Annotated in this window: 24 protein-coding genes; 6 read left to right on the top strand and 18 right to left on the bottom strand. The window is 71.7% G+C overall.

Features of this window, described 5'->3' with window-relative positions; all coding sequences use genetic code 11:
- Window positions 1-110 precede the first annotated feature (110 nt).
- Window positions 111-1,394, top strand: coding sequence for a nitrate/nitrite transporter (locus tag GVL03_RS16125; RefSeq protein ID WP_159502029.1), 1,284 nt, complete (start codon window positions 111-113; stop codon window positions 1,392-1,394).
- A 222-nt stretch (window positions 1,395-1,616) separates the two neighbouring features.
- Here GVL03_RS16125 and GVL03_RS16120 read toward each other — a convergent pair whose 3' ends face one another.
- From GVL03_RS16120 to GVL03_RS16085, 8 genes are all read right to left on the bottom strand, one after another.
- The gene (locus GVL03_RS16120) at window positions 1,617-2,213 is read right to left on the bottom strand and encodes a TetR/AcrR family transcriptional regulator (RefSeq protein WP_159502028.1); all 597 of its coding nucleotides are present in this window, start codon (window positions 2,211-2,213) and stop codon (window positions 1,617-1,619) included.
- A gap of 51 nt (window positions 2,214-2,264) precedes the next feature.
- Complete coding sequence (locus tag GVL03_RS16115; RefSeq protein ID WP_159502027.1) at window positions 2,265-2,627, bottom strand: Zn-ribbon domain-containing OB-fold protein; 363 nt, start codon at window positions 2,625-2,627, stop codon at window positions 2,265-2,267.
- Entirely contained in the window at window positions 2,624-3,805 is a 1,182-nt protein-coding gene (locus tag GVL03_RS16110) for a thiolase family protein (protein ID WP_159502026.1), read from the bottom strand. The genes GVL03_RS16115 and GVL03_RS16110 overlap by 4 nt, the downstream gene beginning before the upstream one ends.
- Window positions 3,802-5,403 (bottom strand): AMP-binding protein, encoded by a 1,602-nt coding sequence (locus GVL03_RS16105; protein ID WP_159502025.1) that lies wholly within the window; start codon window positions 5,401-5,403, stop codon window positions 3,802-3,804. Before GVL03_RS16105 ends, GVL03_RS16110 begins: the two co-directional genes overlap by 4 nt.
- 56 nt (window positions 5,404-5,459) lie before the next feature.
- Window positions 5,460-6,212 (bottom strand): SDR family NAD(P)-dependent oxidoreductase, encoded by a 753-nt coding sequence (locus GVL03_RS16100; protein WP_159502024.1) that lies wholly within the window; start codon window positions 6,210-6,212, stop codon window positions 5,460-5,462.
- A gap of 3 nt (window positions 6,213-6,215) precedes the next feature.
- Entirely contained in the window at window positions 6,216-6,575 is a 360-nt protein-coding gene (locus GVL03_RS16095) for a hypothetical protein (RefSeq protein WP_159502023.1), read from the bottom strand.
- Window positions 6,572-7,795, bottom strand: coding sequence for an acyl-CoA dehydrogenase family protein (locus GVL03_RS16090; protein ID WP_159502022.1), 1,224 nt, complete (start codon window positions 7,793-7,795; stop codon window positions 6,572-6,574). The genes GVL03_RS16095 and GVL03_RS16090 overlap by 4 nt, the downstream gene beginning before the upstream one ends.
- A 66-nt stretch (window positions 7,796-7,861) precedes the next feature.
- Window positions 7,862-8,404: a flavin reductase family protein gene (locus GVL03_RS16085; RefSeq protein ID WP_159502021.1), complete on the bottom strand. Its 543-nt coding sequence runs from the start codon at window positions 8,402-8,404 to the stop codon at window positions 7,862-7,864.
- 123 nt (window positions 8,405-8,527) lie between these two features.
- On the opposite strand from GVL03_RS16085, the gene GVL03_RS16080 reads away from it, so the two are divergent.
- Window positions 8,528-9,445: a LysR family transcriptional regulator gene (locus GVL03_RS16080; protein ID WP_159502020.1), complete on the top strand. Its 918-nt coding sequence runs from the start codon at window positions 8,528-8,530 to the stop codon at window positions 9,443-9,445.
- 17 nt (window positions 9,446-9,462) lie between these two features.
- Here the strand turns inward: GVL03_RS16080 and GVL03_RS16075 are convergent, their stop codons facing one another.
- The 9 genes from GVL03_RS16075 to GVL03_RS16035 are packed head-to-tail and all read right to left on the bottom strand — an operon-like array spanning window position 9,463 to window position 17,166.
- On the bottom strand, window positions 9,463-10,449 hold the full coding sequence (locus GVL03_RS16075) for an amidohydrolase family protein (protein ID WP_159502019.1): 987 nt from the start codon (window positions 10,447-10,449) through the stop codon (window positions 9,463-9,465).
- On the bottom strand, window positions 10,446-11,336 hold the full coding sequence (locus tag GVL03_RS16070) for a fumarylacetoacetate hydrolase family protein (RefSeq protein ID WP_159502018.1): 891 nt from the start codon (window positions 11,334-11,336) through the stop codon (window positions 10,446-10,448). The genes GVL03_RS16075 and GVL03_RS16070 overlap by 4 nt, the downstream gene beginning before the upstream one ends.
- Entirely contained in the window at window positions 11,333-11,740 is a 408-nt protein-coding gene (locus tag GVL03_RS16065; protein ID WP_159502017.1) for a RidA family protein, read from the bottom strand. Before GVL03_RS16065 ends, GVL03_RS16070 begins: the two co-directional genes overlap by 4 nt.
- A 25-nt stretch (window positions 11,741-11,765) precedes the next feature.
- Entirely contained in the window at window positions 11,766-12,311 is a 546-nt protein-coding gene (locus GVL03_RS16060) for a cupin domain-containing protein (RefSeq protein WP_200847204.1), read from the bottom strand.
- A complete protein-coding gene (locus tag GVL03_RS16055) occupies window positions 12,304-13,008 on the bottom strand; it encodes a hypothetical protein (protein WP_159502016.1) in 705 nt (234 codons plus the stop codon). The genes GVL03_RS16060 and GVL03_RS16055 overlap by 8 nt, the downstream gene beginning before the upstream one ends.
- Window positions 13,005-14,633 (bottom strand): FAD-dependent monooxygenase, encoded by a 1,629-nt coding sequence (locus tag GVL03_RS16050; RefSeq protein ID WP_159502015.1) that lies wholly within the window; start codon window positions 14,631-14,633, stop codon window positions 13,005-13,007. Before GVL03_RS16050 ends, GVL03_RS16055 begins: the two co-directional genes overlap by 4 nt.
- Window positions 14,630-15,685, bottom strand: a complete 1,056-nt coding sequence (locus GVL03_RS16045) for an Ldh family oxidoreductase (protein ID WP_159502014.1) — start codon at window positions 15,683-15,685, stop codon at window positions 14,630-14,632. The genes GVL03_RS16050 and GVL03_RS16045 overlap by 4 nt, the downstream gene beginning before the upstream one ends.
- Window positions 15,686-15,718: 33 nt before the next feature.
- The gene (locus GVL03_RS16040; RefSeq protein ID WP_159502013.1) at window positions 15,719-16,453 is read right to left on the bottom strand and encodes an SDR family NAD(P)-dependent oxidoreductase; all 735 of its coding nucleotides are present in this window, start codon (window positions 16,451-16,453) and stop codon (window positions 15,719-15,721) included.
- Window positions 16,450-17,166 (bottom strand): GntR family transcriptional regulator, encoded by a 717-nt coding sequence (locus tag GVL03_RS16035; protein WP_200847203.1) that lies wholly within the window; start codon window positions 17,164-17,166, stop codon window positions 16,450-16,452. The genes GVL03_RS16040 and GVL03_RS16035 overlap by 4 nt, the downstream gene beginning before the upstream one ends.
- A gap of 176 nt (window positions 17,167-17,342) precedes the next feature.
- On the opposite strand from GVL03_RS16035, the gene GVL03_RS16030 reads away from it, so the two are divergent.
- From GVL03_RS16030 to ald, 4 genes are all read left to right on the top strand, one after another.
- Window positions 17,343-18,881 (top strand): APC family permease, encoded by a 1,539-nt coding sequence (locus GVL03_RS16030; protein WP_159502012.1) that lies wholly within the window; start codon window positions 17,343-17,345, stop codon window positions 18,879-18,881.
- Between the two features lie 40 nt (window positions 18,882-18,921).
- The gene (locus tag GVL03_RS16025; RefSeq protein WP_159502011.1) at window positions 18,922-20,367 is read left to right on the top strand and encodes an aldehyde dehydrogenase family protein; all 1,446 of its coding nucleotides are present in this window, start codon (window positions 18,922-18,924) and stop codon (window positions 20,365-20,367) included.
- Between the two features lie 17 nt (window positions 20,368-20,384).
- Window positions 20,385-21,758, top strand: coding sequence for an aminotransferase class III-fold pyridoxal phosphate-dependent enzyme (locus GVL03_RS16020; protein WP_159502010.1), 1,374 nt, complete (start codon window positions 20,385-20,387; stop codon window positions 21,756-21,758).
- A gap of 92 nt (window positions 21,759-21,850) precedes the next feature.
- Window positions 21,851-22,945, top strand: a complete 1,095-nt coding sequence (gene ald, locus GVL03_RS16015; RefSeq protein WP_159502009.1) for an alanine dehydrogenase — start codon at window positions 21,851-21,853, stop codon at window positions 22,943-22,945.
- A 325-nt stretch (window positions 22,946-23,270) separates the two neighbouring features.
- Here the strand turns inward: ald and GVL03_RS16010 are convergent.
- A partial coding sequence (locus GVL03_RS16010) for a hypothetical protein (RefSeq protein ID WP_159502008.1) occupies window positions 23,271-24,083 on the bottom strand: 813 nt, incomplete at its 5' end.

Here is a 24,083-nt window from a genome sequence, read left to right as displayed (position 1 = left end):
CGGTGGCGGCGGCGGAGGCGGGGTCTGAGGTCCTCCGACGCGAGTAGTGTCGATGACGTGTTCGACGTCCCCGCCCCGCCCCTGCTGCGGGGCGAGAGCATGCGGGCGGCGTGACGGACTTCGCCGCGTCCACCGGCACCATCCGGGTCGTCCCGCCGGCTCGGGTGCGCGGTGCGCTGCCCTGGATCGTGTGGGTGCTGGGAACGCTCACCTACCTGGTGGCGATCGTCGGCCGCAGCTCCCTCGCCGGCCTCGGCACCGACGTGGCCGTGCGGTTCGACGCGGGATCGGCGACCCTCGCCCTGTTCGCCACGCTGCAGCTCGCGGTGTACGGAGCGCTGCAGGTGCCCGCGGGTCTGCTGCTGGACAGGTTCGGCGCCCGGATCGTCGTGACCGCCGGGATGCTGACGATGGCGGGCGGCTCGGTGTGGCTGGCGTTCGCGGGAGACGCGCCCACGGCGATCGCGGCGCGCGTGCTGACCGGTGCCGGCGATGCCATGATCTTCCCCAGCGTCCTGCGTCTTCTCGCCCTCTGGTTCCCCGCGCGGAGGGTTCCTCTCATCCAGCAGGTCACCGCCCAGACGGGCCAGCTCGGCCAGGTGCTGAGTGTCGTCGTCCTGACCGCGCTCGTGCACGCCGCATCGTGGGAGATCGCGTTCGTGGCGCTCGCCGCGACCTTCGTGGTGTTCGCGCTGCTGGACGTCGCGCTGATCCGCGAGCGCGAGCCGCGCCGGGTGCCGGGGCGGACCCGCCCCCGGCAGGGCGCCCTGCTGGTCGCGGCCGTCCGCGAGCCCGGCACGCGGCTGGCGTTCTGGATGCACTTCGTGACACCCTTCGCCGGCACGGCGTTCGCTCTGCTGTGGGGCATCCCCTTCCTGACGGCCGGAGAGGGTCTCGACGCGGATGCGGCGAGCCTGGTGGTGGTCGTCTTCGTGCTCTCCGGCGCGGTCTTCGCACCGGTGATGGGGCTCGTCTCGGGCGCGCGCCCCGCACGGCGGCCGGCCATCGCGATCGTGTCGGTGCTGGCGCAGGCGGCGGCCTTCGGCGGCATCCTGCTGACGCCCGGACCCGCGCCGATGTGGCTGCTCGTCGTCTGGGTCGTCACGCTGTCGAGCGGCGGCGCCGCATCCATGGTCGCGTTCGACGTCGCCCGCCGAGACAACCCGGTCGCGCGGCTGTCGACCGCGACCGGCGTGGTCAACATGGGCGGCTTCATCGCGGCGCTGGTCGCCGTCTACCTGATCGGGCTCGCGCTCGACCTGCAGCACGCCGACCCCGCGGCCTACACGCGCGGCGAGCTGCGCGGCGCGATGGCGACCGTGTACGCGCTCTGGGCGGTCGGGCTCGTCGGCATCGGAGTGGAGTCATGGCGCCGGCGTCGCGCCCATCCCTGAGTGCGGGGCACGCCTCGCGGATGCGGGCGGATGCAGTAAGGGCCGGTCGGAGAGGCTTCCGACCGGCCCTTTTCCCTTTGCACCAAGAGAGTCCTGCAATCACATGTCGGCAGCTGCCACAGCAAAACAACTACCGTTCCTGAACTGTATAACGAACCGGTAACGGAAGGGAAGGGCTCGCCGTTATCTTTTCGTGATCCTCGGCAGACGCATAGGCGACGCTCAGGGCGCGGCCGTCTCCGCGACGCCCGTGCCCGGTGCGTTCTGCTCGAGCATCTCGACGAAGAGGGCGAGCGCGCGTTCGGTCGTCTCCGGGTCTTCCATCGTGAGCTGCTGGAACACGAGCCCGTCGATCACCGCGTGCACGACGCGGGCGAGCAGACGTGGTTCGGGATAGCCGCGCTCGCTCAGCGCCGCCTCGATCGCCTCGAGGAAGCTGTTGACGAGGAGCACTCCGAGCTCGCGCATCTGCGGGTTGCGGCGCGCTTCGATCAGGATCTCGTAGTGGAAGCTCTGCAGCTCGGGGTCCCGGCGCACCATGTCGACGAGGGAGCGGACGAAGGGCATCCCCGGACCCCACAGATCGCGTGGCGGCGTCTGCCGGACGGACTCCTCCACGGTCCACCTGACGGTCTCGACGAGGAGCGCATCCCGGGAGCCGAAGTGGTAGGTGATGAGCGTGTTCTTGACCCCGGCCTCCTCCGCGACGGCTCGGTACGTCGTGCCGCGCAGACCGCGCTGTGCGACGACCGAGACGGTGGCGCGCAGGAGAGCCTGGTAGCCGTCACCGTAACCGCGTGAGTTCCGGTCGGAGGCCATCCCCCCACGATACGTGACCGCCGGGGGTCCGCCTCGAGTGCGCGACGCCGGTCACGCGTCCTGCGGATACGCGAGCGGCCAGTCGGTGTCGCCCACTCGTCCCCAGCGCAGCGTGCAGCGCTGTCCCCGGCGCACCGGGTCGGGACGCTCTCCCCAGCGGGTGAGGAAGCGGAGGCCTCCGAGGTCGATCGCGACGACCTCGTACGGGCCGTGCTCCAGATTCGCCGCGGGGACGCCGCGATGCACGCGCACCTCGGCGAGCACCGTGGCCGGGCCCGTCCACCGCGCCGGCCCGATCGTGACGCCGCCGCAGTCGCGGCAGATCTCGCCCCCTGGCCACCGCCATCGCCCGCACGCGGCGCAGGACGGAAGCAGGATGTCGTCGCCGGAGCGCAACGGATACGCGGGCATCATCGTCCCCCGATCGCCGCGGCGGACAGGATCGCGGCTCCGATCGACTGGGGGCCGTCCTGGTCGATCATCCCGAGCCCGGTGACGAGCGCCGAATGGGCCTCTCGCACCTGGGTGTCCCCCGCCTGCGCGGCGAGCTGGCGCAGGGCCTGCACGATCGGAAGGTAGCCGCCGGCGCCTCCGGCCTGGCCGCAGCTCAGCATCCCGCCGCCGGTGTTGACGGGAAGGCTCCCCGCGATGTCGAGGTCGTGTGTGTCGAGGAATCCCCGGAGGTCGCCGCGCTCGGCGAAGCCCAGCTCCTCGAGCTGGACGGCGACCATGAGCGGGAAGTCGTCGTAGAGCTCCAGCAGCGACAGATCCCGAGGCCCTCGGCCCGCAGCGTCGTACAGGGCCGCCGAGTGGCGCGACCAGCCGAAGTCGAGCTGTGAGGGGCGGGCCCCGCCGTGCTCCGTGAAACCCGCGTCCACCCGCACTGCCTGCCGTGCGCGGGCGCCGAGCGTCTCGCGTGTCGTGACGACGAACGCCGCAGCGCCCGAGCCGGGGAAGACGCAGTCGAGCAGGTGCAGCGGCTCGACGATCGGCGGCGATGCGAGGTATTCGGCCACCGTCAGAGGCGTGCGGAACAGCGCGTGCGCGTTGCGGGTGCCGTTGCGGCGCTGAGCCACCGCGATCCGGCCGAGATCGTCGCGCGTGCTGCCCGTGCGGGCCCGATGCTCTTCCTGCAGGAGCCCGAACACGACGGTGGCGGCGCCGGCGCCGATGGGCGTCAGCGTCTCGGCGAACGTCGTGGAGAAGTTCGCGTTGACGGTCGCGAGGGCCACGGCATCCGTGGTGTCGGCCGCCGCGCACACGACGGCCGTCGCGTCGCCGTGCAGCACGGCGGATGCCGCCTGCAGGAGCGCATTGATCGCGCCGGGCCCGCCCGGATCCTGCGGGGCGAGCCATCCCACCCGCAGGCCGCTTCGGGCGGCCAGGTCGACGGCGTGGTCCGGGGCGAGCGTGAAGCCGCCGACGGCGAATCCGTCGATGTCGGCCGGGGTGAGCCCCGCGTGCGCGATCGCCGCCGAGACGGCGGTCGCGAGCAGTTCGCGCGCCGGTCGCCCGACGCGCTTGGTGACGGCGAGCTCGTGCCAGCCCGCGACGATGGCGCCGTCGAACGTCCGCACGGAAGAGCGCGTCATCCTCGTGTCCCCGTGCCGGCCCGCGTCCCCTTGTCGGCCCGTGTCCATGTGTCGGCCGTGACGCCGTCGCGACGCAGCAGCTGCTTCGACACCTTGCCGTTGGCCGTCAGCGGGAATGCGTCGACGATTCGCAGATAGCTCGGCATCGCGTAGGCAGGGAGGTGCTCGGACGCGGCGACCAGGAGCGCATCGGCGTCGAACGAGGCGCCCTCGGCCAGCTGAAGGCACACCATGACCTCGTCCTCGCCGAGCGGGCTCGGCACGGCGATCGCGGCCGCGTCGGCCACGGCGGCGTGGGTGCGGAAGGCCGCTTCGACCTCGTAGCTCGAGATGTTCTCTCCCCGGCGGCGGATCGAGTCCTTCAGCCGATCGCGCCAGCGGTAGTAGCCGCGGGCATCGCGTTCGACGAGATCCCCGGTATGGAACCAGAGGTTGCCGCGGGCCTCGAGCGTCGCCTCGGCGTTCCCGAGGTATCCCTCGGCGAGGAGGTGCGGACGCCGGGGCCGCAGGGCGAGCTCGCCCGTGGCCGGCCCCGGCAGGACCTCGTCGTCGGGGCCGAGCAGCACGACCTCGTAGTCGGGGTGCGGGATCCCGGTGACCCCGACCGTGCGCTCGTCGACGGGCGTGTAGAGGGGCACGCCGGTCTCCGTCATCCCGAACCCCTCGACGATCCGCACCCCGAAGAAGTCCTCGAAGGCGGGCTTGACCGCCGGGTCGATGCCGGGACCGAGGATGCGCCGGATGCGCGCCGTGCGGGCGGTCTCGAACGTCTCGGGCCTGCGGTTCCAGAGCATCGTGCTCATCGCGCCGAGGATGAACGTGACGGTCGCCTCCGCGCGTTCCAGCCGCTCCCAGAACGCCGAGACGGAGAAGCGTGGGCCGATGACCGCGCGTCCTCCCGCGGCGAAGGCCTGGAGCGGCGTGGTCAGCGCGTTGGTGTGGAAGAGGGGGAGCGAGGTGTACAGCACGTCGTCGGCGTCCAGCGCGAGCTCCTCGCTCGCGATGACAGACCACCACCAGAACTGGCCGTGGGGCATGACGACGCCTTTCGCGGGACCCGTCGTGCCCGACGTGAACAGGACCGCCGCCGTGTGCGCCGGTCCGACGGCCTCGGGCTCGATGCCCTCGGCGGCGAGTGCGAACACCGCAGCGCCCGCCCAGGCGTCCGCATCCGTCTCGGGCGCGTTCCGGCCGGCATCGAGCGGCGGAGTGTCGATGTAGACGCGGGCGGGCGCGTCGCCGCCGTCGAGGACGTCGAACGCCGCGGCGACCTGGCTCGCGGTCGTGGCATCGGCGATGACGACGGCCGGTGCCGCCAGCCGCAGCTGGTGGCGCAGCGGGTCGCCGCGCAGCTCGGGGTTGAGCGGCACGAAGACGCTCCCGTTCCAGGCCGATCCGTAGAACAGGTCGACGAGCTCGCGCCGGTTGGGGCTGACCACGACCACCCGATCACCCGGGCCTGCGCCGAGAGCACGGAGGGCCGCCGCCGTCCGGGCGGCGCGGTCGGTGAGCTCGCGCGCGGTCGATCTCGTCTCGCCGATCGTGAGCACGATGTCGTCGCCTCTCATCCGGGCGCTCTCGGTGAGGATGTGTCGCACGGTCCGTTTCTCCGCAGGCCAGGCCCGCCACGGATGCCGGGAGATGCCGTAGCCGCTCATCGCATGAACATCCCGCCGTTGAGGTCGATCGTCGCTCCCGTGACGAACCCGCTGTCGGGCCCCACGAGGTACGCGACCGCCGCGGCGACCTCGTCCGGGTCGCCGACGCGGCCGATCGGGATCGTGCCGGCGAGGCGGACGGCCTCTTCGCCGTCGGGCTCGCCCATGGCGGGCGTCAGCACGGCGGCGGGGGCGATCGCGTTGACCGTGACGCCGTCGCCGGCGAGCTCGCGCGCGAAGATCTTCGTGAGCACGAGCTGTCCGGCCTTCGAGGATGCGTAGTGGGCTCCGGCGACGAGACCGCCTTGCTGACCGGCGTACGAGGACATGTTGACGATGCGGCCCCAGCCGCGCTCGCGCATGGGCCGCGCCGCCAGCCGGCTCAGCACGAAGGTGCCGCGCAGGTTGGTGTTCAGCACGGTGTCCCACTCGTCGAGCTCGATGTCCCACAGCGAGCGCTTCGCGGTGATCCCGGCATTGTTGACGAGAACCTCGGGCGCGCCCCACTCCGAGACGAGCCCGGTGTAGCCCGCCTCGATCGACGGGGGATCGGAGAGGTCCATGACGGCCACGCGAGCCGTGGCGCCGGTGGCATCGAGCGAGCGGGCCACGGCTGCGGCGGCCTCGACGTTGCGGTCGCCGAGCGCGACGCGGAAGCCATCGGCGTGCAGTCGACGCGCGACGGCGTGGCCCAGGCCCCGGCTCGCGCCGGTGACGAGCGCGATGCGTCCTGCTTCGGTGCGCGGCATCCCTCAGTCCTCCCCGAAGAACAGCGCCCGGCCGAGGCGTGCCTCGACGGTGTAGTAGCGCCACAGCTGATAGTCGCCCGCGGGCGCCTCGCGGAACACGTTCACGATCGCGCGGACCGTCTCGTAGTCGGGCGCCTCGATCAGCAGGTAGCAGGTCCAGGGGAACGAGCCGGAGGCGCCGATCTGCAGCGTGTCGTCGTCGAAGGTGCCGAGCACGTCCACGCCGAAGCGCGTGGAGAGGCTGGCGAACGCGGACTTCGTCGCCTCGAACACGAGCTGACGTTCTGCGGCGTCTCCCGCGAAGAAGCGTTCGGTCACGCCGATGCAGATCAGGGCACGGAGCCCGGCGGCGGCCTCGCTCATGCGGTCACCTCCTCTGCGACGGGCTCGCGGCGCAGGCTGCCGTGGGTCGGAGCGAGGGTGAGCCCCAGCGAGCTGGCGGCGATGAACTCGTGGGCGGCGAAGTCGGAGACCGGCATGAACAGCCCCGCCTGCACGTCTCGCCACGTGCGTTCGAACGGGAGTGAGCGCACGTAGGCGGCGCCGCCGACCACGTCGACGAGGCGGGTGAAGACGGCGACGGCGTTCTTGGTGGCCACGTGCTTGACCAGAGCGCTCTGCGCGACGATCTCCTGGAGGCCGAACTCCTCGTACATCTGGTCGGTCCCGAACTGCGCCGCGTGCCGGTGGAGCAGAGCGCGCGCGGTCTCGATGAGGATCTCGGCATCCGCGATCGCGTCCTGCGCGCGCGGGTCCTCGACGAGCCCGCGACGGCGCACCTGCTGCTTCGCCCAGTCGAGCGCGCCGACGGCGATGCCGAGGTAGACGGCCGCGAAGGCCGGCTGCGACCAGCCGAAGACGGTCTCGGTCACGGTCGCGTCGAGGTGTCCGACGGGGAAGGAGTGCACGACGTCCTCATCGGGGACGAACAGCTCCGAGAACTCCAGGTCGTTGCTCTGCGTGGCGCGCATGCCGAGCATGTTCCAGGTCTGGTGGATCGTGACGCGGGGATCCTTGAGCGAGATCCGCAGCATGAGCAGCTGCGGCCCCTTCTCCGGGTCCTCGTAGCGCGCGGTCGTCGACGCGTGGGTCGCGATCGCCGTGTTGGTGCCGAAGTTCTTGCGCCCCGTGATGCGGAAGCCCCCCTCGACGCGCTCGGCCTTCGTGCGAGCGTCCGACATGAGGTTCGGCGAGCCGTACTCGCTCGTCACGGCGGCCCAGATGAGGTTCCCCGCGGCGGCCTCGCGCAGGAGGTGCTCGAGACGCGGGTTGCCGGTGCGTCGCCAGACGCCCGCCCACTGGCCGAGCGGCGTGATGTGCATGTTCACGGCCAGCGCCGTGGCGCCGTCGCCGCTCGCGAGACGCTCGAGGACCGGGATGACCTCCGCCTGCGTCGCACCGAGACCGCCGAGCGCCTCGGGGATGGAGAGGTTGAGCAGGCCGGTGGCGCGCAGATCGTCGTAGTTCTCGAAGGGGAACGAGTTGGTGGCGTCGTGGGCGGCGGCACGGTCGCGGAACGTCTCGACGACCCCGTCGGCGAGCGCGAGGAAGCGCTTCTGTCGTGCGGTGAGCAGCTGTTTCATGGTTCCTTCTCCTTGGGGTGGGGCGGCTCCGCCCGCCCTCGATGGATGTGGTCGTGCGATCCCGGGTCAGGCCGGCAGCGGCGAGTGGTGGCCGTAGGCACGGCTGACGTATGTGAGACCCGTGGTGTCGGTCGCGTGCGCCTCGACGACGCGGCCGACGATGAGCAGATGGGTGCCGGCGACGAGGAACTGCTCGGCGTGGCAGTCGAACGCCGCCGGCGCGGTGGTGAGGATCGGCGACGCGGTGCGCAGCGACGTCCACTCCTCGCCGAACCGGTAGCGCGACGAGGGACCGCCCTGGCCCGCGAAGGCCTGGGCGATGTCGAGGTGGTCGACTCCGAGGACGTTGACGGCGAAGCACCGGTTGGTGCGCACGGCGTCGGCGACGGGAGCGCCTCGGAAGAGGCCGATGACGAGGGCGGGCGGATCGGCGCTCACCGACATCATCGCCGTCACGGTCTGGCCGAAGCGGCCGGCCGTGCCGTCCGTGGTGATGACCGTCACGGCGCCGGTGGTGCGCCCCATGCCCGCGATGAAACGCCGGCGCAGCTCGGCGTCCGTCGACGGCGTGAGGCTCAGCCGGACGGGATCGAAAGACTCGGTGACCACTGTCCACTCCCTTGTGCACCGGGAGCGGGCCTCCCGGTGGATTCCCCTCAGTCTGAGAGCGCCTTGCGCATCGTTCAAACGCATAGATACTCTGAAAGGCATGAATGAAAGCGATGCATTGTCGTGAGCACGACGCGCGTCTCGACGACGCTGTCGCAGTTGGAGGCCCTCGTCGCGGCGGTGGACGCCGGCAACATCACGGCCGCGGCATCGCGCCTCCACACGACGCAGTCCAACCTCTCCGTCGCCCTGGCCAAGCTCGAACGGCAGCTGGGGGCGGAACTGCTCGTGCGGCATCGCTCGCGCGGGGTCGTGCCGACCGCGGCCGGGCTGGAGGCCGCCGCGCGCGCCCGGACGATCCTGCAGCAGGCGCGGGAGCTGGAGGAGTGGAGCCGTGTCGACCGGGAGGCCGCAGCGGGCGAGGTCCGGATGGGATGCTTCCTCCCGCTGACGTCGTTCTACGTCCCCGCCCTGCTGCGAGCCCTGCACACGCGCGCGCCCGGTGTGGAGACGTCCATCGAGGAGGCCCCGATGGACGTGCTGCATCGGCTCGTGGCGGATGCCGACCTCGACCTCGCCCTCGTCTACGGCCAGGGGCTGCCGCCGGGCCTCTCGTTCCGGCGGATCGCGTGGGTGAGCCCGTACGTCATCGTGGCCGCGGACAGTCCGTTCGCGTCGCGTGGGCGGGTGCACCTCGCCGAGCTCGCCGGCGAGAGGATGGTCTCGTACGACCTCCCGTTCACGACCGCGCGCACGCGGCGGTTGTTCGCCGATCTGGGGCTCGACGCACCGCGCGAGATCCGCGCCACCAGCGTCGAGACCGTCCGCGCCCTCGTCGCGGGCGGCGCGGGCTTCGCGATCCTCAATCAGCGGTGGGGGACGGAGGTCACCTCGGACGGCGCGGTGGTCGTGACGATCGAGATCGCCGACCCGGTCGAGCCGCTCGCCCTCGGGATCCTCACGCGTCCCACGACGCGCAGCGCCCGGGTGGGACTGGTCGGCGACCTCCTCGCCGAGCACGCGGCCGAGCGGCACGGCTAGAGCGTGGGCTCAGGCGGTCAGCCCGGTCGGCGCGACGGGTCCGGCCTCAGACGCGAGCCGAGGAACCGTGCCGCGCCGGCGGCGGCGGCCTCGGCGGCCGCGGGAGGAAGCCCGGCCACATCGGCGAGCGGATCGACCGAGCCCATCGGGAACGGCCAGTCCGACCCGAGCATCACGTGGTCGGCGCCGACGATGCCCGCCGCGTGGCCGAGCACGACCGGGTCGTGCCCGAGCGTGTCGATCCACAGAGAACGGATGCCGCGCTCCAGCGCGTCGGCGTCGATCGCGACGCCCGGTCGTTGCGTGCGCACGCCGTGGCGCCAGCGTCCCGCGACGGCGGGGAGGACGCCGCCGCAGTGCACGAGTCCGACCCGCAGACCCGGGACCCGGTCGAACACGCCGCCGAAGAGCAGCTGGCCGGCCGCCACGCCGGACTCGACGGGATTGCCGAGGAGGTTGTGCAGGTAGTGGGCCTCGAGCCGGTCGTCGGGACTCTGGCCCGGGTGCAGCAGCAGCGCCAGGTCGGCCTCGGCCAGGGCGTGCCAGAGCGGGCCGAGGGCCGGATCGTCGAGCGCCGCCGAGCGTGCGCCCGCCGCCGCGGTGACGCCGACGACCCGCGGATCGTCGGCGAGCCGTGCCGCCTCGGCGATGGCGATGTCGGGATGCTCGAGAGGCAGGTAGCCCAGCGGCACGAGCCGGGGCTGCGGCGTCAGGTCGCGCACGAGCGCGGTGTTGACGGCGCGCACCCAGCGGGCCGCGGCATCCGCGTCCAGGCGCTGCCGATACAGCGGCGGGGGAATCGAGACGGCCGCGCCCGCGAGCCCCGCCTCGTCGAGCCATGCGACGAGCGCCTCGACGCGGGAGATCTGCGGCGGGCCGAGACGGTGGCCCGCCGCATCCTGCACCTCGCCGTCGACGACGCGGATGCCCGTGCCGGCCACCTCGTCGGCCGTGAGCGCCGGCACGAGGTGCGCATGGATGTCGATCGCGGCCACGGTGGTCACAGCGGGAGGTAGTCGGTGAGGGAGCCGGCGACCACGGTGTTGCGCAGCTCGCCGAGGCCGGAGACGCGACTCACGAGCATGTCGCCGGGCTTGAGGAACACCTGCGGCTCACGCGCGTTGCCGATCCCCGCCGGGGTGCCCGTCAGCAGCACGTCGCCCGCCTGCAGCGTCATGCCGCGGCTCAGCTCGGCGATGAGCGTCGGGATGTCGAAGGCCATCTGCGCGACCCCGGCGTCCTGCAGGAGCCGACCGTTGAGCTCGAACTCCAGGCGCAGGCCCGAGGCGTCGGCGACCTCGTCGATGGTCGTCAGCCAGGGGCCGAGCGGGAGCGACCCGTCGATGCTCTTCCCCTTGAGCCACTGCCCGCCGTGGGCGCGCTGCAGGTCGCGCTGCGACACGTCGTTGGCGATGAGATAGCCGGCGATGTGGTCCGCCGCACGCTCGGCCGGGATCGAGCGGCCTCCGCGGCCGATGACCAGGGCGAGCTCGACCTCGTAGTCCCACTTCGTCGACAGCTCCGGGTCGAGCACGATGTCGTCGTACGGTCCCGCGATGGTTCCCGGTCCCTTCGTGAAGAAGGTGGGGTGCGTCGGACGCTCGGCGGGGTCCTGCCCCTCGCGCTTGCCCGCCGACTCCTCGAAATGGCTCCAGTAGTTCCAGCCGGTGCACAGCACGTCGCGGTTGACGCGGCGAAGCGGTGCCCGCAGCCGCAGGTCCGCCGTCGGCACCCGCACGGCCCCGTCGGCCGCCGCGAGGACCGTGCCCACCGCCTGGTCGCGGACGTAGTCGTCGGCGTCCGGTGCGCCGGCGGGCAGCACGAGCGAGCTCTCGCGCTCGATCAGCACCGTCCGGCGGGCGCCGTCCACCTCGGCGGCGCCGATTCTCATCGGTCGGCCTTCGGGACGACGGCGATCGCGCTGATCTCGATGAGGTAGTCCTTGTTGACCATCTGGGCCACCTCCACCAGGGTGGAGGCCGGCGCGATGCCGGTGAAGTACTGACGGCGCACCGCGTGGATCTCGTCGAAGTCCCGGATGTTGCGCACGTACACGTCGACGCGGACGATGTCCTCGAGGGTCCCGCCCGCCTCGGCGACGGCAGCCCGGAGGTTCTTGCACACCTGGTGGGTCTGCGCGGTGACGTCTCCGACGCCCACCACCTCGCCCGCGGCGTTGCGGGCGGTCAGGCCGGAGATGAACACGAGCGTGCCGCTCGCCTCGATCGCGGTCGCGTGCGAGAAGTGGCCGTTCGGCGAGGCGAGCTCGGCGCTGCGGATCTCTGTCTTGCTCATGAGGGGCTCCTTGCTGGGGTCGAGGTCAGTGGGCGTCGGTCGGGTCGGAGTACCACTCCGGCTGGGTCGGGTAGTGGGGGCCGTCGTAGATCTCCAGGAGCACGGTGTCGGCGTCGGCGCGGGTGGGTCCGTGCAGACATCCCTTCGGGTTCCAGTAGAACGAGCCCGGCTCGAGTGTCAGGCCGGTCGGCACGTAGGTGTAGCGGCCCGACAGGCAGAACATGAACTGGTTCGAGGCGTGCGAGTGCCGGAGCGGAATCCCCGAGCCCGCGGCGAAGCGCACGAGCGAGATGGACGCCCCGGTCTCGTCGTTGCGCCACAGCGCCTTGTGGGTGAGGCCGGCGAGGGTCTTGTCGATCCACTCGAGATCTCCCGTGTGCACGAGGATCTCGCGGAACCGGAAGGCCGCCTCGCCGTCGAGCGTGCCGCCGGCGGCTTCGCGGGAACGGTCGGCGGCGACGCCTCCGTAGCGTGCGGGGTCGGACAGGTTCGACGCCCACTCGGCCTCGTCGATCCCCTCCGGGCGTGGCGGTGCGGGGACGAGCCCGGGTGTCGCGGCGGCATCAGTCATCGGTCGTTCTCCGTCCGGTCGTGGCGTGCGGGGGGTCGGCGAGATAGGTGAGACCGACGACGAACCAGACCTGGTCCGTGTCGGACCCGACGAGCACGTGCGTGCCGGGGGGCACCTCGCGCACCGACTCGGCGAGCTCCGGTCCTTCGAGCCCGGCGTCGAGCTGCGCGAGCACATGGGGAACCTCGGCCAGATCGAGGGAGACGGACTCGCCGGCCGGCACCGTCACGCTCCAGATCGTGACGAAGGACGTCTCGAGCACGACGCGACGTCCGTCGGGGCCGGGGTCACGGGGCGCGTCGTCGGGGGACGAGCGGTCCCCGGCGCCGACGTCGAAGGGCCCGTCGGGGCGCAGCTCGCCGAGTGCCTTCAGCTCGACGAGTCGATTGCGGTAGTCGCCCTCGCTGAGGTTGGTGAGCCGGTGCACGGGCGAGACCGGGCGGAACACGGCGCCGCCCGTGTACTCGACCACATGACGGGGCTCCCGCCCGTCGAGCCAGTCCATGCGCCCGTGGCCGCCCGCGATGGACAGGACGACGTAGGGATTGTGGTGGAGGTGCCACGGGTGCAGCTGGGCAGGTACGAGCGAGACGTCCCAGACCCGCACATCCGCCGTGTCGAGCAGCTCGGTCGTGCCGATGTCGACCAGCGAGACCTCCGTGCCGTCGGGCGCGACGACGATCTGGCCGCGACTCATCGCCCGGCCCCTCTTGCGTCGGTCGTGGGTCGCACGATCTGTTCGTACGCCGTCGTGAGCTCGGCGACGCGGTCGGCGCCGGAGGTGATGGCCACCACATGGCCGTCCGGGCGCAGCAGCACGGCGGTGCCCTCCTCGGCGCCGAAGCGGGCGCGCACGCGGTCGCCCGGATCGAAGTAGCTCCAGGCGCGCGCGGGCGTGTCCAGCGGCGAGTCCCAGCGCGAGACGACGATGTGGCGCAGACCCGGGACCCGGGACTGCTCGGGCACCGGCCGACGGCGGGTGTCGGCGAAGTGGACGGCGAGGAACGAGTCCGCCGCGAGCTGGTGCAGCCAGACGGTGCGTCCGTCCGGACCGTAGAGGGGGAGGTCGGCCGCGCGGTCGCCGACCCGGATCGCGACCGGGCCCGGGTCGGTGTACACCATCGACCAGTCGCCCTCGCCGGTGACATCGAGCCGCACGCCGAGGAGCGTGCGCGTGAACGCCTCGCCCCACACGACCGGCGGCCCCGCCTGATCGGCGTTCTCGGCGGGAGCGCGCCCCATCGCCTTGCGGGCCTCCTCCGCGATCTGGCCCGACCCCTCGATCGCGACGGGCGACTGCTCGCGCTCGTATCCCTCGAGGAGGGCGGCATCCGCCCAGCCGCGATCGAACCAGGCGAGGCGCCACGGCAGGTTCGAGGCGTCCAGCGCGCCCGTGTTGAGTCCGAGCGCCCACATGGGCGTGATGAGGTGTGCGGCGTCGCCGAGGAGGAAGACGCGGCCGTCCTGCCAGTGGTCGGCCACGCGGTGGTGCACCGTGTAGACGTTGGTGCCGATCACCTCGAGATCGGTGACGTCGCCGATGAAGCGCAGCGCCTTCTCGCGCAGCTCGTCTCGTGAGGGCGCGGGGGCGCCCTGCGGCAGCCGATAGAGGAAGCGCCAGCAGTGCGGCTGCCGCACGAGGATCATCCACTCGTCGGGATCGGTGAAGTAGGCGAGATACGGGTACTCGCGCGGGTTCGCCAGGTCCAGGTCGACCTTGAGGTCGACGAGCATGTAGCGGTCCTCCAGCGTGAAGCCCTCGACGACGGCGCCGAGCAGCTCGCGGATCGTCGAGCGTCCCCCGTCGGCGCCGAGCACGATGTCCGCCTCGACGACCTCGGTGCCGTCCGGTCCGGCGGCGGTGAGGCGAACGCCGTCGTCGTCCTGCTCGATGCCCGTCACGCGCACCCCGAAGCGCACGGTTCCGGTCGCCTTCGCGTCGAGGGCCGCCGCGAGCTGTGCCTCCAGGTCGTTCTGCGGGATGTTGATCACGAAGGGGAACCGCGTGTCCTCGGTGAGCAGGTCGGTGCGCACGGACTGCGTGACCCGGTTGGTGGCGCGCTCGATCTCGCCGATCTCGTCGAGGCGCAGCGCGTGGGCGAGCACGCCGTCGAGGGCGTCGTATCGGTCGAGCACCTCGAGCGTGCGGGTGAGGACCGTGCCCGCCTTCGTCTCCGTGGACAGCGCCTCGTCGGCTTCGAGCACCGTCACCGGCACCCCGTAGCGAACGAGCCCGAGCGCGGCGATGAGGCCGACGGGCCCGGCGCCCACGACGACGACGCCGCGCGACAGCCTTCCCTGAGTACTGTTCTGCGGGGTCATTCGCCATCCTCCTCGGCGGTGAGCGTCGCCACGCCCAGACGGCGCGCGACGTGATCGAGTGCGGTCACGGTGGAGCCCTCCAGCGCGATTCCCTCGCGGGCCGCGACGGCGGCCGTTCCGGCCTGGATCTCGCCCGGCAGGTACAGGCGCTCGACGCCCGGGCGCCGGCGAGATCCGGTGACGGCCGCAGCGAGGTCCGCGACCCGCTCCTCGAAGCCGTCGATGTGCGACGGGTCGATCGCGATGAAGACGTGCGCGCAGTCGTAGGGCACGCTCGTGTCGCCATAGAGGCCCTTCACCTGCGAGCCGAAGGCGCCGCCCGAGAGCACGCCCGTCAGCACGTCCACGACCAGCGCGAGGCCGAAGCCCTTGGGCCCTCCCGCGGGAAGCAGGAGCCCCGCGATCGCCGCCGTCGGGTCCTCCGTGGGTACGCCGTCGGCGTCCGTGGCCCAGGTCGGCGGGATGCGGCGTCCCTCCGCCTCCGCGAGACGGATCTTGCCCATCGCCGCTTCGGAGAGGGCCATGTCCAGCGTGAAGGCGACGGCATCCGCGCCCGGCACGCTGACCGCGATCGGGTTGTTCCCGACGACGGCCTGCGCTCCGCCGATCGCGGGCATCAGCGGCCTCGTGTTCGATGCCGCGACGCCGATGAGACCCGCTTGGGCGATGGCCTCGGTGTAGCGGAACGCGCCGCCGAAGTGGAACGCGTGGCGCACCGTGACGATGGCGATCCCGAACTGCCGTGCGCGCTCGATCGCGATCGACGCGGCGGCGTCCGACGACAGCTGGCCGAGCATGTCGCGGGCATCGAGCGCGATCAGCGCGCCCGCGTCGTGCACCGTCAGAGGTGTCTCCTCCCGTGAGACGGAGAGCCGGTCGATGCGTTCGAGATAGAGCGGTGCGAGCATCGTCCCGTGCGAGGGGATGCCGCGGGCGTCGGCCTCGACGAGTGAGTCGGCGACGCTTGCGGCTGCGCCCGCGGAGAAGCCGGCGGCCTCGAACAGCGAGGCGACGAAGGTGCGCAGGCGCACGGGAGGGATGCGAAGGGTCATGGCTCGCTTTCGATCGGTGTCGCGGGGAGCGCGCTAGCGGGCGTCGGCCGAGAAGGCGCGATCGCGTGTCAGGGTCGAGCCGGTGAGGCTCGCGGCGTCGGAGAGGAGGAAGAGGAGGGGGCCGACGACGTCGGCGGGCCGGCCGATCCCGGTCGTGCGCTCCCAGTGCGCGCGCTCGGGTCCCTCGGGATTGGCCGCCTGGAACTGGGGGGTGTCGATGACGCCGGGTGCCAGCACGTTGACCCGCACGCGGGACTCCGCGACCTCGGCGGCGAGGGACTTGGCGAACGGGATCATGGCGCCTTTGCTGGCGGCGTACGCGGCGGCACCCGCGTGACCGACGGTCGCGAGGCCGGAGGTGAACAGCACGATGGAGCCGCGGCGTTGGGCGAGCATCGACGGGAGCACCGCCTGGCAGCTCCAGACGACGCCGTCCAGGTTGACCCCGAGCACGCGGTGCCATTCGTCGGCAGACACCTCGGAGGCGGGGGTGCGCGGCTGGATGGCCGCGCCTGCGACGAGCCCGGTGACGGGACCGTGCGCGTCGACGGCGGCGGCGACGACGTCGGACACGGCGGCGCGATCGGAGACGTCGACCGTGAGCTGCACGACGCCGGGCGCGTCGTCGAGGTCGGGGGAGGGGGCGACGTCGAGGACCACGGCGGTGCCGCCGAGGGAGCCGACGGCGCGCGCGAGCGCGGCGCCGATGCCGCGGGCGCCGCCCGTGACGACCACGACGTCTCCGGTCGCGTCGAAGCCGGCCTTCATGCGGTGACCCCCTGGTCTGCGGTGCGCGCCGACATCGCGGCCCGGATGCGGTCGAGGGCGCCCTCGAGGTGGCTGCGGAGAGCCTCCGCCGCGGCGGAGGGGTCGTTGGCCTCGCACGCGACGAGGATGCCGATGTGCTCCGCATGCGCACGTTGGCGGGCTCCCGCATCCGCCGGCGACGCGAAGCGGTAGCGCTCGCTGTTCTGCCACGCGGGTTCGACCGAACGCAGCAGCCACCGGGACGACGCCGCGCGGTACATGAGGAAATGGAACTCCGAGTGCGCTCGGCGGGCGTTGTCCAGGTCGCCCGCCTCCAGGAAGGCCTCATGGCGTGCGAGCGCTGCCCGACAGCGCTCGGCGTCGTCGGGGCTGAAGGCCGCGGCGGCGAGTCGGATCAGCTCGACCTCGAGCAGTGCCCGCGTACGGTGCGTGTCCTCCAGATCGGTGATCGACAGGTCCGCGATGCGGGCGCCGCGGTGGGGGGAGATCTCGACCAGCCCGAGCGCCTCGAGGCGGCGCAAGGCCTCGCGGACGGGCATCGTGCTCGTCTGGAACTGTCGCGCGATGTCCTGCACGCGCAGCCAGCTGCCCGAAGGGTACTCGCCCTGCAGCACCGCGCGGTGGAGCTCGGCGGCGACCTGCTCGGCGAGGGTGCGGCGCATCGAGGCCCCGCGATCGGGCGAGAGCTCGAATATCTCTTCGGCGATGCTCACGACGGGCCTCCTGATTTATTGTGGTCGCCCGCACTTTACGCACGAATCTGATCAAATCGCAAGTTGCAAGTTTGCCTTGACGATCGTACTTTGCACATGCACAATTGTCGGAACGCGGTGATCGCCTCGGCTCCGTGTCTCCCGCTAGCAGCGTCGCTCAGCAGAAAGGCCCTCAGATGGTCTCCACGAACCCCGACGTCCGACCCGGCTCCTCCACCGCGTTGAAGAAGGACGCGATCGGCGTCGTCGGCATCCTGTTCTTCGTCCTCTCTGCACAAGCCCCTCTGACCAGCGTGGTCGGAGTCGGCGCGGTCGCGATCATGCTCGGCAACGGCCCGGGGTTCCCCTCGGCGTACCTCGTCGTGGGCGCCGTCATGCTGGTCTTCGCCGTCGGCTTCACGACGATCACCCGCCACGTGAGCAACCACGGCGGGTTCTCCGTGCTGGTGGACGCGGGTCTGGGCCGTCGCGCGGGAGTCGGCGCGGCGTTCCTCGCCCTGCTGAGCTACAGCGTCATCCAGGCCGCGCTCTACGGCCTGTTCGGGGCGGCGACCTCCGGTCTGGTCGCGGCCTACGTCGGGATCTCGATCCCCTGGTGGGCGCTCTCCCTCGCCGCGGTCGTGTTCGTCCTCCTCCTGGGGGCCCGCAATGTGGAGCTCGGCGCACGCGTGCTCGCCGTGCTCGTCGCCGGCGAGTTCTTGATCCTCCTGCTCTTCGCCCTCGTGGTCATCTTCGGCGGACACACGGCAGAAGGCATCGACGTCGCGGCGAGCTTCAGCCCGGCCGCCGTCGTCCAGGGCGCCCCCGGCATCGCGATCATGTTCGCCGTCGCCTGCATGTTCGGCTTCGAATCGACCACGATCTACGCGAGCGAGGCGAAGAACCCCGCGCGCACGGTGCCGCGGGCCACCTACGCGGCGGTCGTCATCATCGCGGGGTTCCTCGCGCTGGCGATCTGGTCGCTCATCCTCTACTACGGACCCTCCCAGGTGCAGGCGGCGGCGATCGCCGCGATCGAGAGCGGCGACTCGGCCCTGTTCGTCACGGACGCGCTCGATGACATCCTCGGTCCGTGGGCCGGCGCCACCGCGGGAGTCCTGCTGCTCACGTCGCTGCTCGCCGCGCTCCTCGCGTTCCACAACGTCATCAACCGGTACCTGCACGCGTCGTCGGCGCGGGGTTTCCTGCCCGTCGGGCTGCAGCGCACGAACAGGCACCACGCCCCCGCGACGGCCGGTCGTGTGCAGACCCTGCTGGCCGTGCTGGTGATCGCTCCGTTCGCGCTGCTCGGCCTCGACCCGATCGTCACGCTCTTCGGATGGTTCTCGGGTCTCGCCGTCGCGGCGCTGATCGCGCTCTACGTGGTCACCTCGCTCGCCGTCATCGTGTACTTCCGGCGCACGCGTGCAGACCGCCGGCTCTGGAACACTCTGGTCGCACCGGTCCTCGCCGTCGTGCTGCTGCTCGGGCAGCTGGGCCTCATCGTGTCGAACTTCTCGGTGCTCAGCGGCGGCGACGTGCTCACCTCCGTGCTGCTGCTCGGCGCGGTGCCGACCGTGTTCGTCGCCGGCTGGATCGTGGCGATGAGGACGGAGACGGCCGCGGCTTCCGTGCGCACCGGGCTCGCCCCGACCGAGACGGTGCGCACGGTTTCGGCGCGGCAGGCCACGCGGGCTGTCCGGCGTCAGGAGCCCGGCCCCGACGATCTGCCCTGACACGACTCCCCGCCCGCCCCCGTACAGAAGGCACACCGACATGACTACTCGACTGTTCATCGACGGCGACTGGGTCGCCGGCGGCGGCACCGCCATCCCGACCCTGAACCCGGCCACGGAAGAGATCCTCGACGATGTGGCATCCGCCTCCTCGGTGGACGTGGACGCCGCGGTCGCCGCGGCCCGAGGCGCGCTGCGCGACCCGGCGTGGCGCGACCTCGCCGCGGGCGACCGTGCGCGTCTGCTGTTCCGCCTCGCCGACCTCGTCGAGGAGCACGGCGAAGAGCTCGCGCAGCTCGAGACGGCCGATCAGGGTCAGCCGCTGTTCGCCTCGCGATTCATGTCCGTGCGCGGCTCCGCCGAGCATCTCCGCTACTACGCGGGCTGGGCCACCAAGATCGAGGGGCGCACGGCGCGGGTGCAGGACGCCACGACGTTCCACTACACGCGCCGGGAGCCCGTCGGCGTCGCCGGGCTCATCGTGCCGTGGAACGCGCCGCTCATCATCCTCGTCTGGAAGCTCGCGCCGGCGCTCGCAACGGGAAACACGGTTCTCATCAAGCCCGCCGAGCAGACCCCGCTCACGGCGATCCGCCTCGTCGAGCTCGTCGAGCGGGCCGGCTTCCCCCGGGGCGTCGTGAACCTCGTCACGGGCGACGCCGTGACGGGACGCGCGATCGCCGAGCACCCCGGCATAGACCTCGTCTCGTTCACGGGATCGACCCCGGTCGGGCGTCAGGTCGCGGTCTCCGCCGCCACCTCGAATCTGAAGCGCGTCATCCTGGAGCTCGGCGGCAAGGCGCCATCCATCATCGCCGCGGACGCCGACATCGACGCCGCGGTCGCGGGCAACGTCACGGGCGGAACGCTCAACTCGGGCCAGGTCTGTGCCGCGTACACGCGTTTCTTCGTCGACTCCCGGCGCGCGCAGGAGTTCGTGGACAAGGCCGCCGCGGCGGCATCCGCCCTCGTGATCGGCGACGGCACCGACGAGCGCACCCAGCTCGGCCCGCTCGTGTCCCAGCGGCACCTCGACCACGTGAGCTCGCTCGTGCAGACGGGCGTTCGCGAGGGCGCGGAGCTCGTCACGGGCGGGCAGCGGGCCGGTGAGCGCGGTTACTTCTACCGCCCGACCGTGCTCGCGGGCGTCACCGACGAGATGACGATCGCCCGTGAGGAGGTCTTCGGCCCCGTGCTGTCGATCCTGACCTACGATGACGCCGACCAGCTGTCGGCGCTCCTCGATCGCGCGAACGACAGCGAGTACGGCCTCGCCGCGTCGGTGTGGACACGCGACATCGGCACGGCCCACCGTCTCGTCGACGGCCTCGAGGCCGGGGCCGTGTTCGTCAACCAGCTGCCCATTCCCGAGAGCAACGCTCCGTGGGGCGGGTTCAAGGCCTCTGGGTGGGGCAACGAGATGGGTCCCTACGCGATCGACGCGTACACCCGCACGAAGGGCGTCTGGCTCCACTACGGCGCCTGACGAGGAAGGAAGATCCCATGTCACTCACCAGCGCTCCCATCGTCACGGAACGGGACTACCGCACGGCGGAGAAGCATTTCTGGCATCCGATGACGTCGGCGGCCCCCGACCCGGACCGCCCGACGCTGATCATCGTCTCGGGCGACGGCAACTATGTGACCGACATCGAGGGCAACCGCCTGCTCGACGGCGTCGGCGGCCTGTGGAACGTGAACGTCGGGCACAACCGCCCGGAGGTCAAGGCCGCCATCACCGCGCAGATGGACACGCTCTCGTACTATCAGACCTTCGACGGCGTCGCCCACCCCGGCGTCTACGACCTCTCCGATCGCCTCGTCGCGTTGTTCGCGCAGGAGGACGCGAAACGCGTCGCGTTCAGCTCCAACGGCTCCGATGCGATCGAGACGGCGATCAAGCTCGCGCGCCAGTACTGGATCGCCGCGGGCGAGCCCGGCCGCATCCGCTTCCTGTCGCTGCGCAACAGCTACCACGGCGTGCATGTCGGCGGCACCTCGATCGGCGGCATCCCTGCATACCACTACAACCATGGACCGCTGCTCGATGACGTCACCCTGCTCGACGCGCCGTGGCTGTACCGCAACCCGTGGGACACGAGCGATCCCGAGGAGCTGACCGACCGGCTCATCCGGCAGCTGGAGGAGCGGATCCTCGCCCACGGCCCGCAGACGATCGCCGCGTTCTTCGCCGAGCCCGTGCTCGGAGCGGGCGGCGTCATCGTCCCCCCGGACGGCTACTGGCGGCGGGTGCGCGACGTGCTCGACCGCTACGGCATCCTCATGATCGCTGACGAGGTGGTGACGGGGTTCGGGCGCACGGGCAACATGCTCGGCAGTCGCGGATGGGGCGTCGCCGCGGACATCATGGCTTTCGCGAAGGGCATCACGGCCGGCTACATCCCGCTCGCCGCGACGGTGTTCAACTCGCGTGTCGCGGACGCGATCGAGAGCGGCCCCGGCTTCTCGAACGTGGTGATGCACGGGTACACCTACAGCGGACACCCGCTGGGCGCCGCCGCGGCGCTCGCCGTGCTCGACATCGTCGAGGCGGAGGACCTTCCCGGCAACGCCGCGAGGGTCGGCGCGGTGCTGCAGCAGGAGCTGAAGGCGCTCGAGCACTACGACCTCGTCGGCGAGACGCGCGGCAAGGGGCTCATGGCAGCGGTGGACCTCGTCGCCGACAAGGCCACGCGGGAGCCGATCGACCCCGGCAGCGGGGTCGCCGCGCGCATCAGCGCGGAGGCGCGACGGCATGGCGTCGTCGTGCGTGCCGCGGGCACGAAGCTCATCATCTCCCCGCCTCTCACCCTCACCGCGGACGAGGCGCGCACGATCGTCGGATCCATCGACGCCGCGCTCACCGCGCTCGCCTGACCGCCGCGCCCGGGGGATACCGCCCCTGGTCACGACGGCATCCCCGCCGCTCATCGACCGCGCCCGCCCGCGGGCGCCCCAAGGAGGACATCATGCTGATCGGAATACCCGCAGAGATCAAGAACAACGAGTTCCGTGTCGCGGTGACCCCCGCGGGCGTCGACGCCCTGACCCGTCGCGGACACGAGGTCGTCGTGCAGGCCGGCGCCGGTGTCGGCGCCGGCTTCGAGGACGACGACTACCGTGACGTCGGCGCACGCGTCGGAAGCATCGACGAGGCGTGGGAGGTCGAGCTCGTCCTGAAGGTCAAGGAGCCGATCGCCTCGGAGTACCGACGGCTCCGCAGTGACCTCGTGCTGTTCACGTATCTCCACCTCGCCGCCGACGAGCCGCTGACCCGCGCGATCCTGGATTCCGGTGTCACCGCGATCGCCTACGAGACGGTGCAGCTGCCCGATGGGTCGCTGCCGCTGCTGACGCCGATGAGCGAGGTCGCCGGCCGCATCGCGCCGCAGGTCGGAGCGCTGCATCTGCACGCGACGCATGGAGGACGAGGCATCCTGCTCGCCGGCGTCCCCGGCACGGCGAAGGCGAAGGCGGTCGTCATCGGGGGCGGAGTGGCCGGGGAGCAGGCCGCGGTGTCGGCTCTCGGGCTCGGCGCCGATGTCACGGTCCTCGACATCTCGCTGCCGCGCCTGCGCGAGCTGGACGCACGGTACGGGGGCGCGATCCGCACTCTCGCCTCGAGCGAGTATGAGATCGCACGCCAGGTGCGCGACGCCGATCTCGTGATCGGCGCCGTGCTCGTGCCCGGCGGGGCCGCACCGAAGGTCGTGACCGATGAGCACATCCGCTACGCCAAGCCGGGCAGTGTCTTCGTCGACATCGCGATCGACCAGGGCGGCAGCATCGAGGGCTCGCGACCGACGACCCACGCCGAGCCGACCTTTCGCCTGCACCAGTCGGTGCTCTACGCCGTCGCGAACATCCCGGGCGCGGTGCCCGTCACCTCGACGCCCGCGCTGACCAACGCCACGCTTCCGTACGTGCTGCGGCTGGCCGATCTCGGCTGGGAGGCCGCGGTGCAGACCGACCAGTCCCTCGCGAAGGGGCTCAACGCGACCGGCGGGCGGCTGTTCAACTCCTCGGTCGCGACGGCGTTGGGCTTCGAGGTCGCGCTCACGTAGCGGGCGGCGTGGCCGCGGATCATCGCGGTCGGCGCAGGAACGGTGAAGGGCCGGTCGGAGAGGCTTCCGACCGGCCCTTGTCCCTTTGCACCAAGAGAGTCCTGCAATCACATGCGGACATTGCCACAGCAAACAACGTCCGTGCGAGCACTCTATAACGAACGGGTAACGGAAGGGAAGAGGTCTCGTTATCATTTCGTAATCTTCATGTCCCGTTGTCGGGTCTCACTCCATCCGAAAAATCTCACGGATCCGGAGATCGTCTCACTCCATCCGGAGGGTTCCCACTCCATCAGGGATCGAGTGCGAGTGCACGGGACGGGGCTCAGCGGCCGGAGAGAAGCGTCACGTCGCCGGCGGACAGCTGCACGTCCACGACGCCGGAGCCGCCGTCGCCGCGCTCGAGACGGTTGTCGAGGTCACCGGCGCTGACGTCCGAGTGCACGTCGTACGCGCCCGGAGGCAGCACGAGCTCGAGCGAGCCGGCGCTGACGTCGATCCGCACATCGCGCGGGGCGCGGCCGCTCAGCTCGGCGGTGATGCCGCCCGCGGAGAGGTCGAACGCCGCCTCGGCGACGTCCGCGAGACGAAGGTCGGCGCTTCCCGCGCTGACGTCGGCCGACAGGGTGCGGGCATCGCCGCTGACCGCGAGGTCGCCCGCCGACACGTCGACCGACAGGTCGGCGAAGGACCCGCCCACGCGGAGCGACCCGGCCGAGAGCGAGAGAGATGCGTCCGCGCCCTCCAGATCCGTGGGCAGGAGCAGGCTCGCGCGCCCGTTGCCCCCGAACCAGAACCCGAACGGCCCGGAGTTCGGCGTCGCGACCCGCAGCGTGTCGCCGTCGCGCTCGAAGCGCCATCCGCTGCGGCCCTCGCCGATCTCGAGCGTCGCCTCGTCCACGTCGGCGAACGCGATCGTGAGGTCGGCCGCGCTCGCATCGACGTCGAGCCGGGTGACCCCGTCGACGTCGATCGACAGGGACTCGGACCCCGCGGCGGATGCGGAGACCGTCCGCACGACCCCGGTGAACGCGGCGCCGAGCAGAAGCGCCGCGCCGAGGACGATCGTGAGGATGGCGATGACGCGGGCTGGTGTGCGCGGGGGAGGCGACGCGGGCGTCGCCTCCCCCGCGCACAC

The sequence above is a fragment of the Microbacterium sp. 18062 genome, assembly GCF_902706225.1.
Taxonomy (GTDB): Bacteria; Actinomycetota; Actinomycetes; order Actinomycetales; family Microbacteriaceae; genus Microbacterium.
This window is presented reverse-complemented; position numbering and strand designations above follow the sequence as displayed.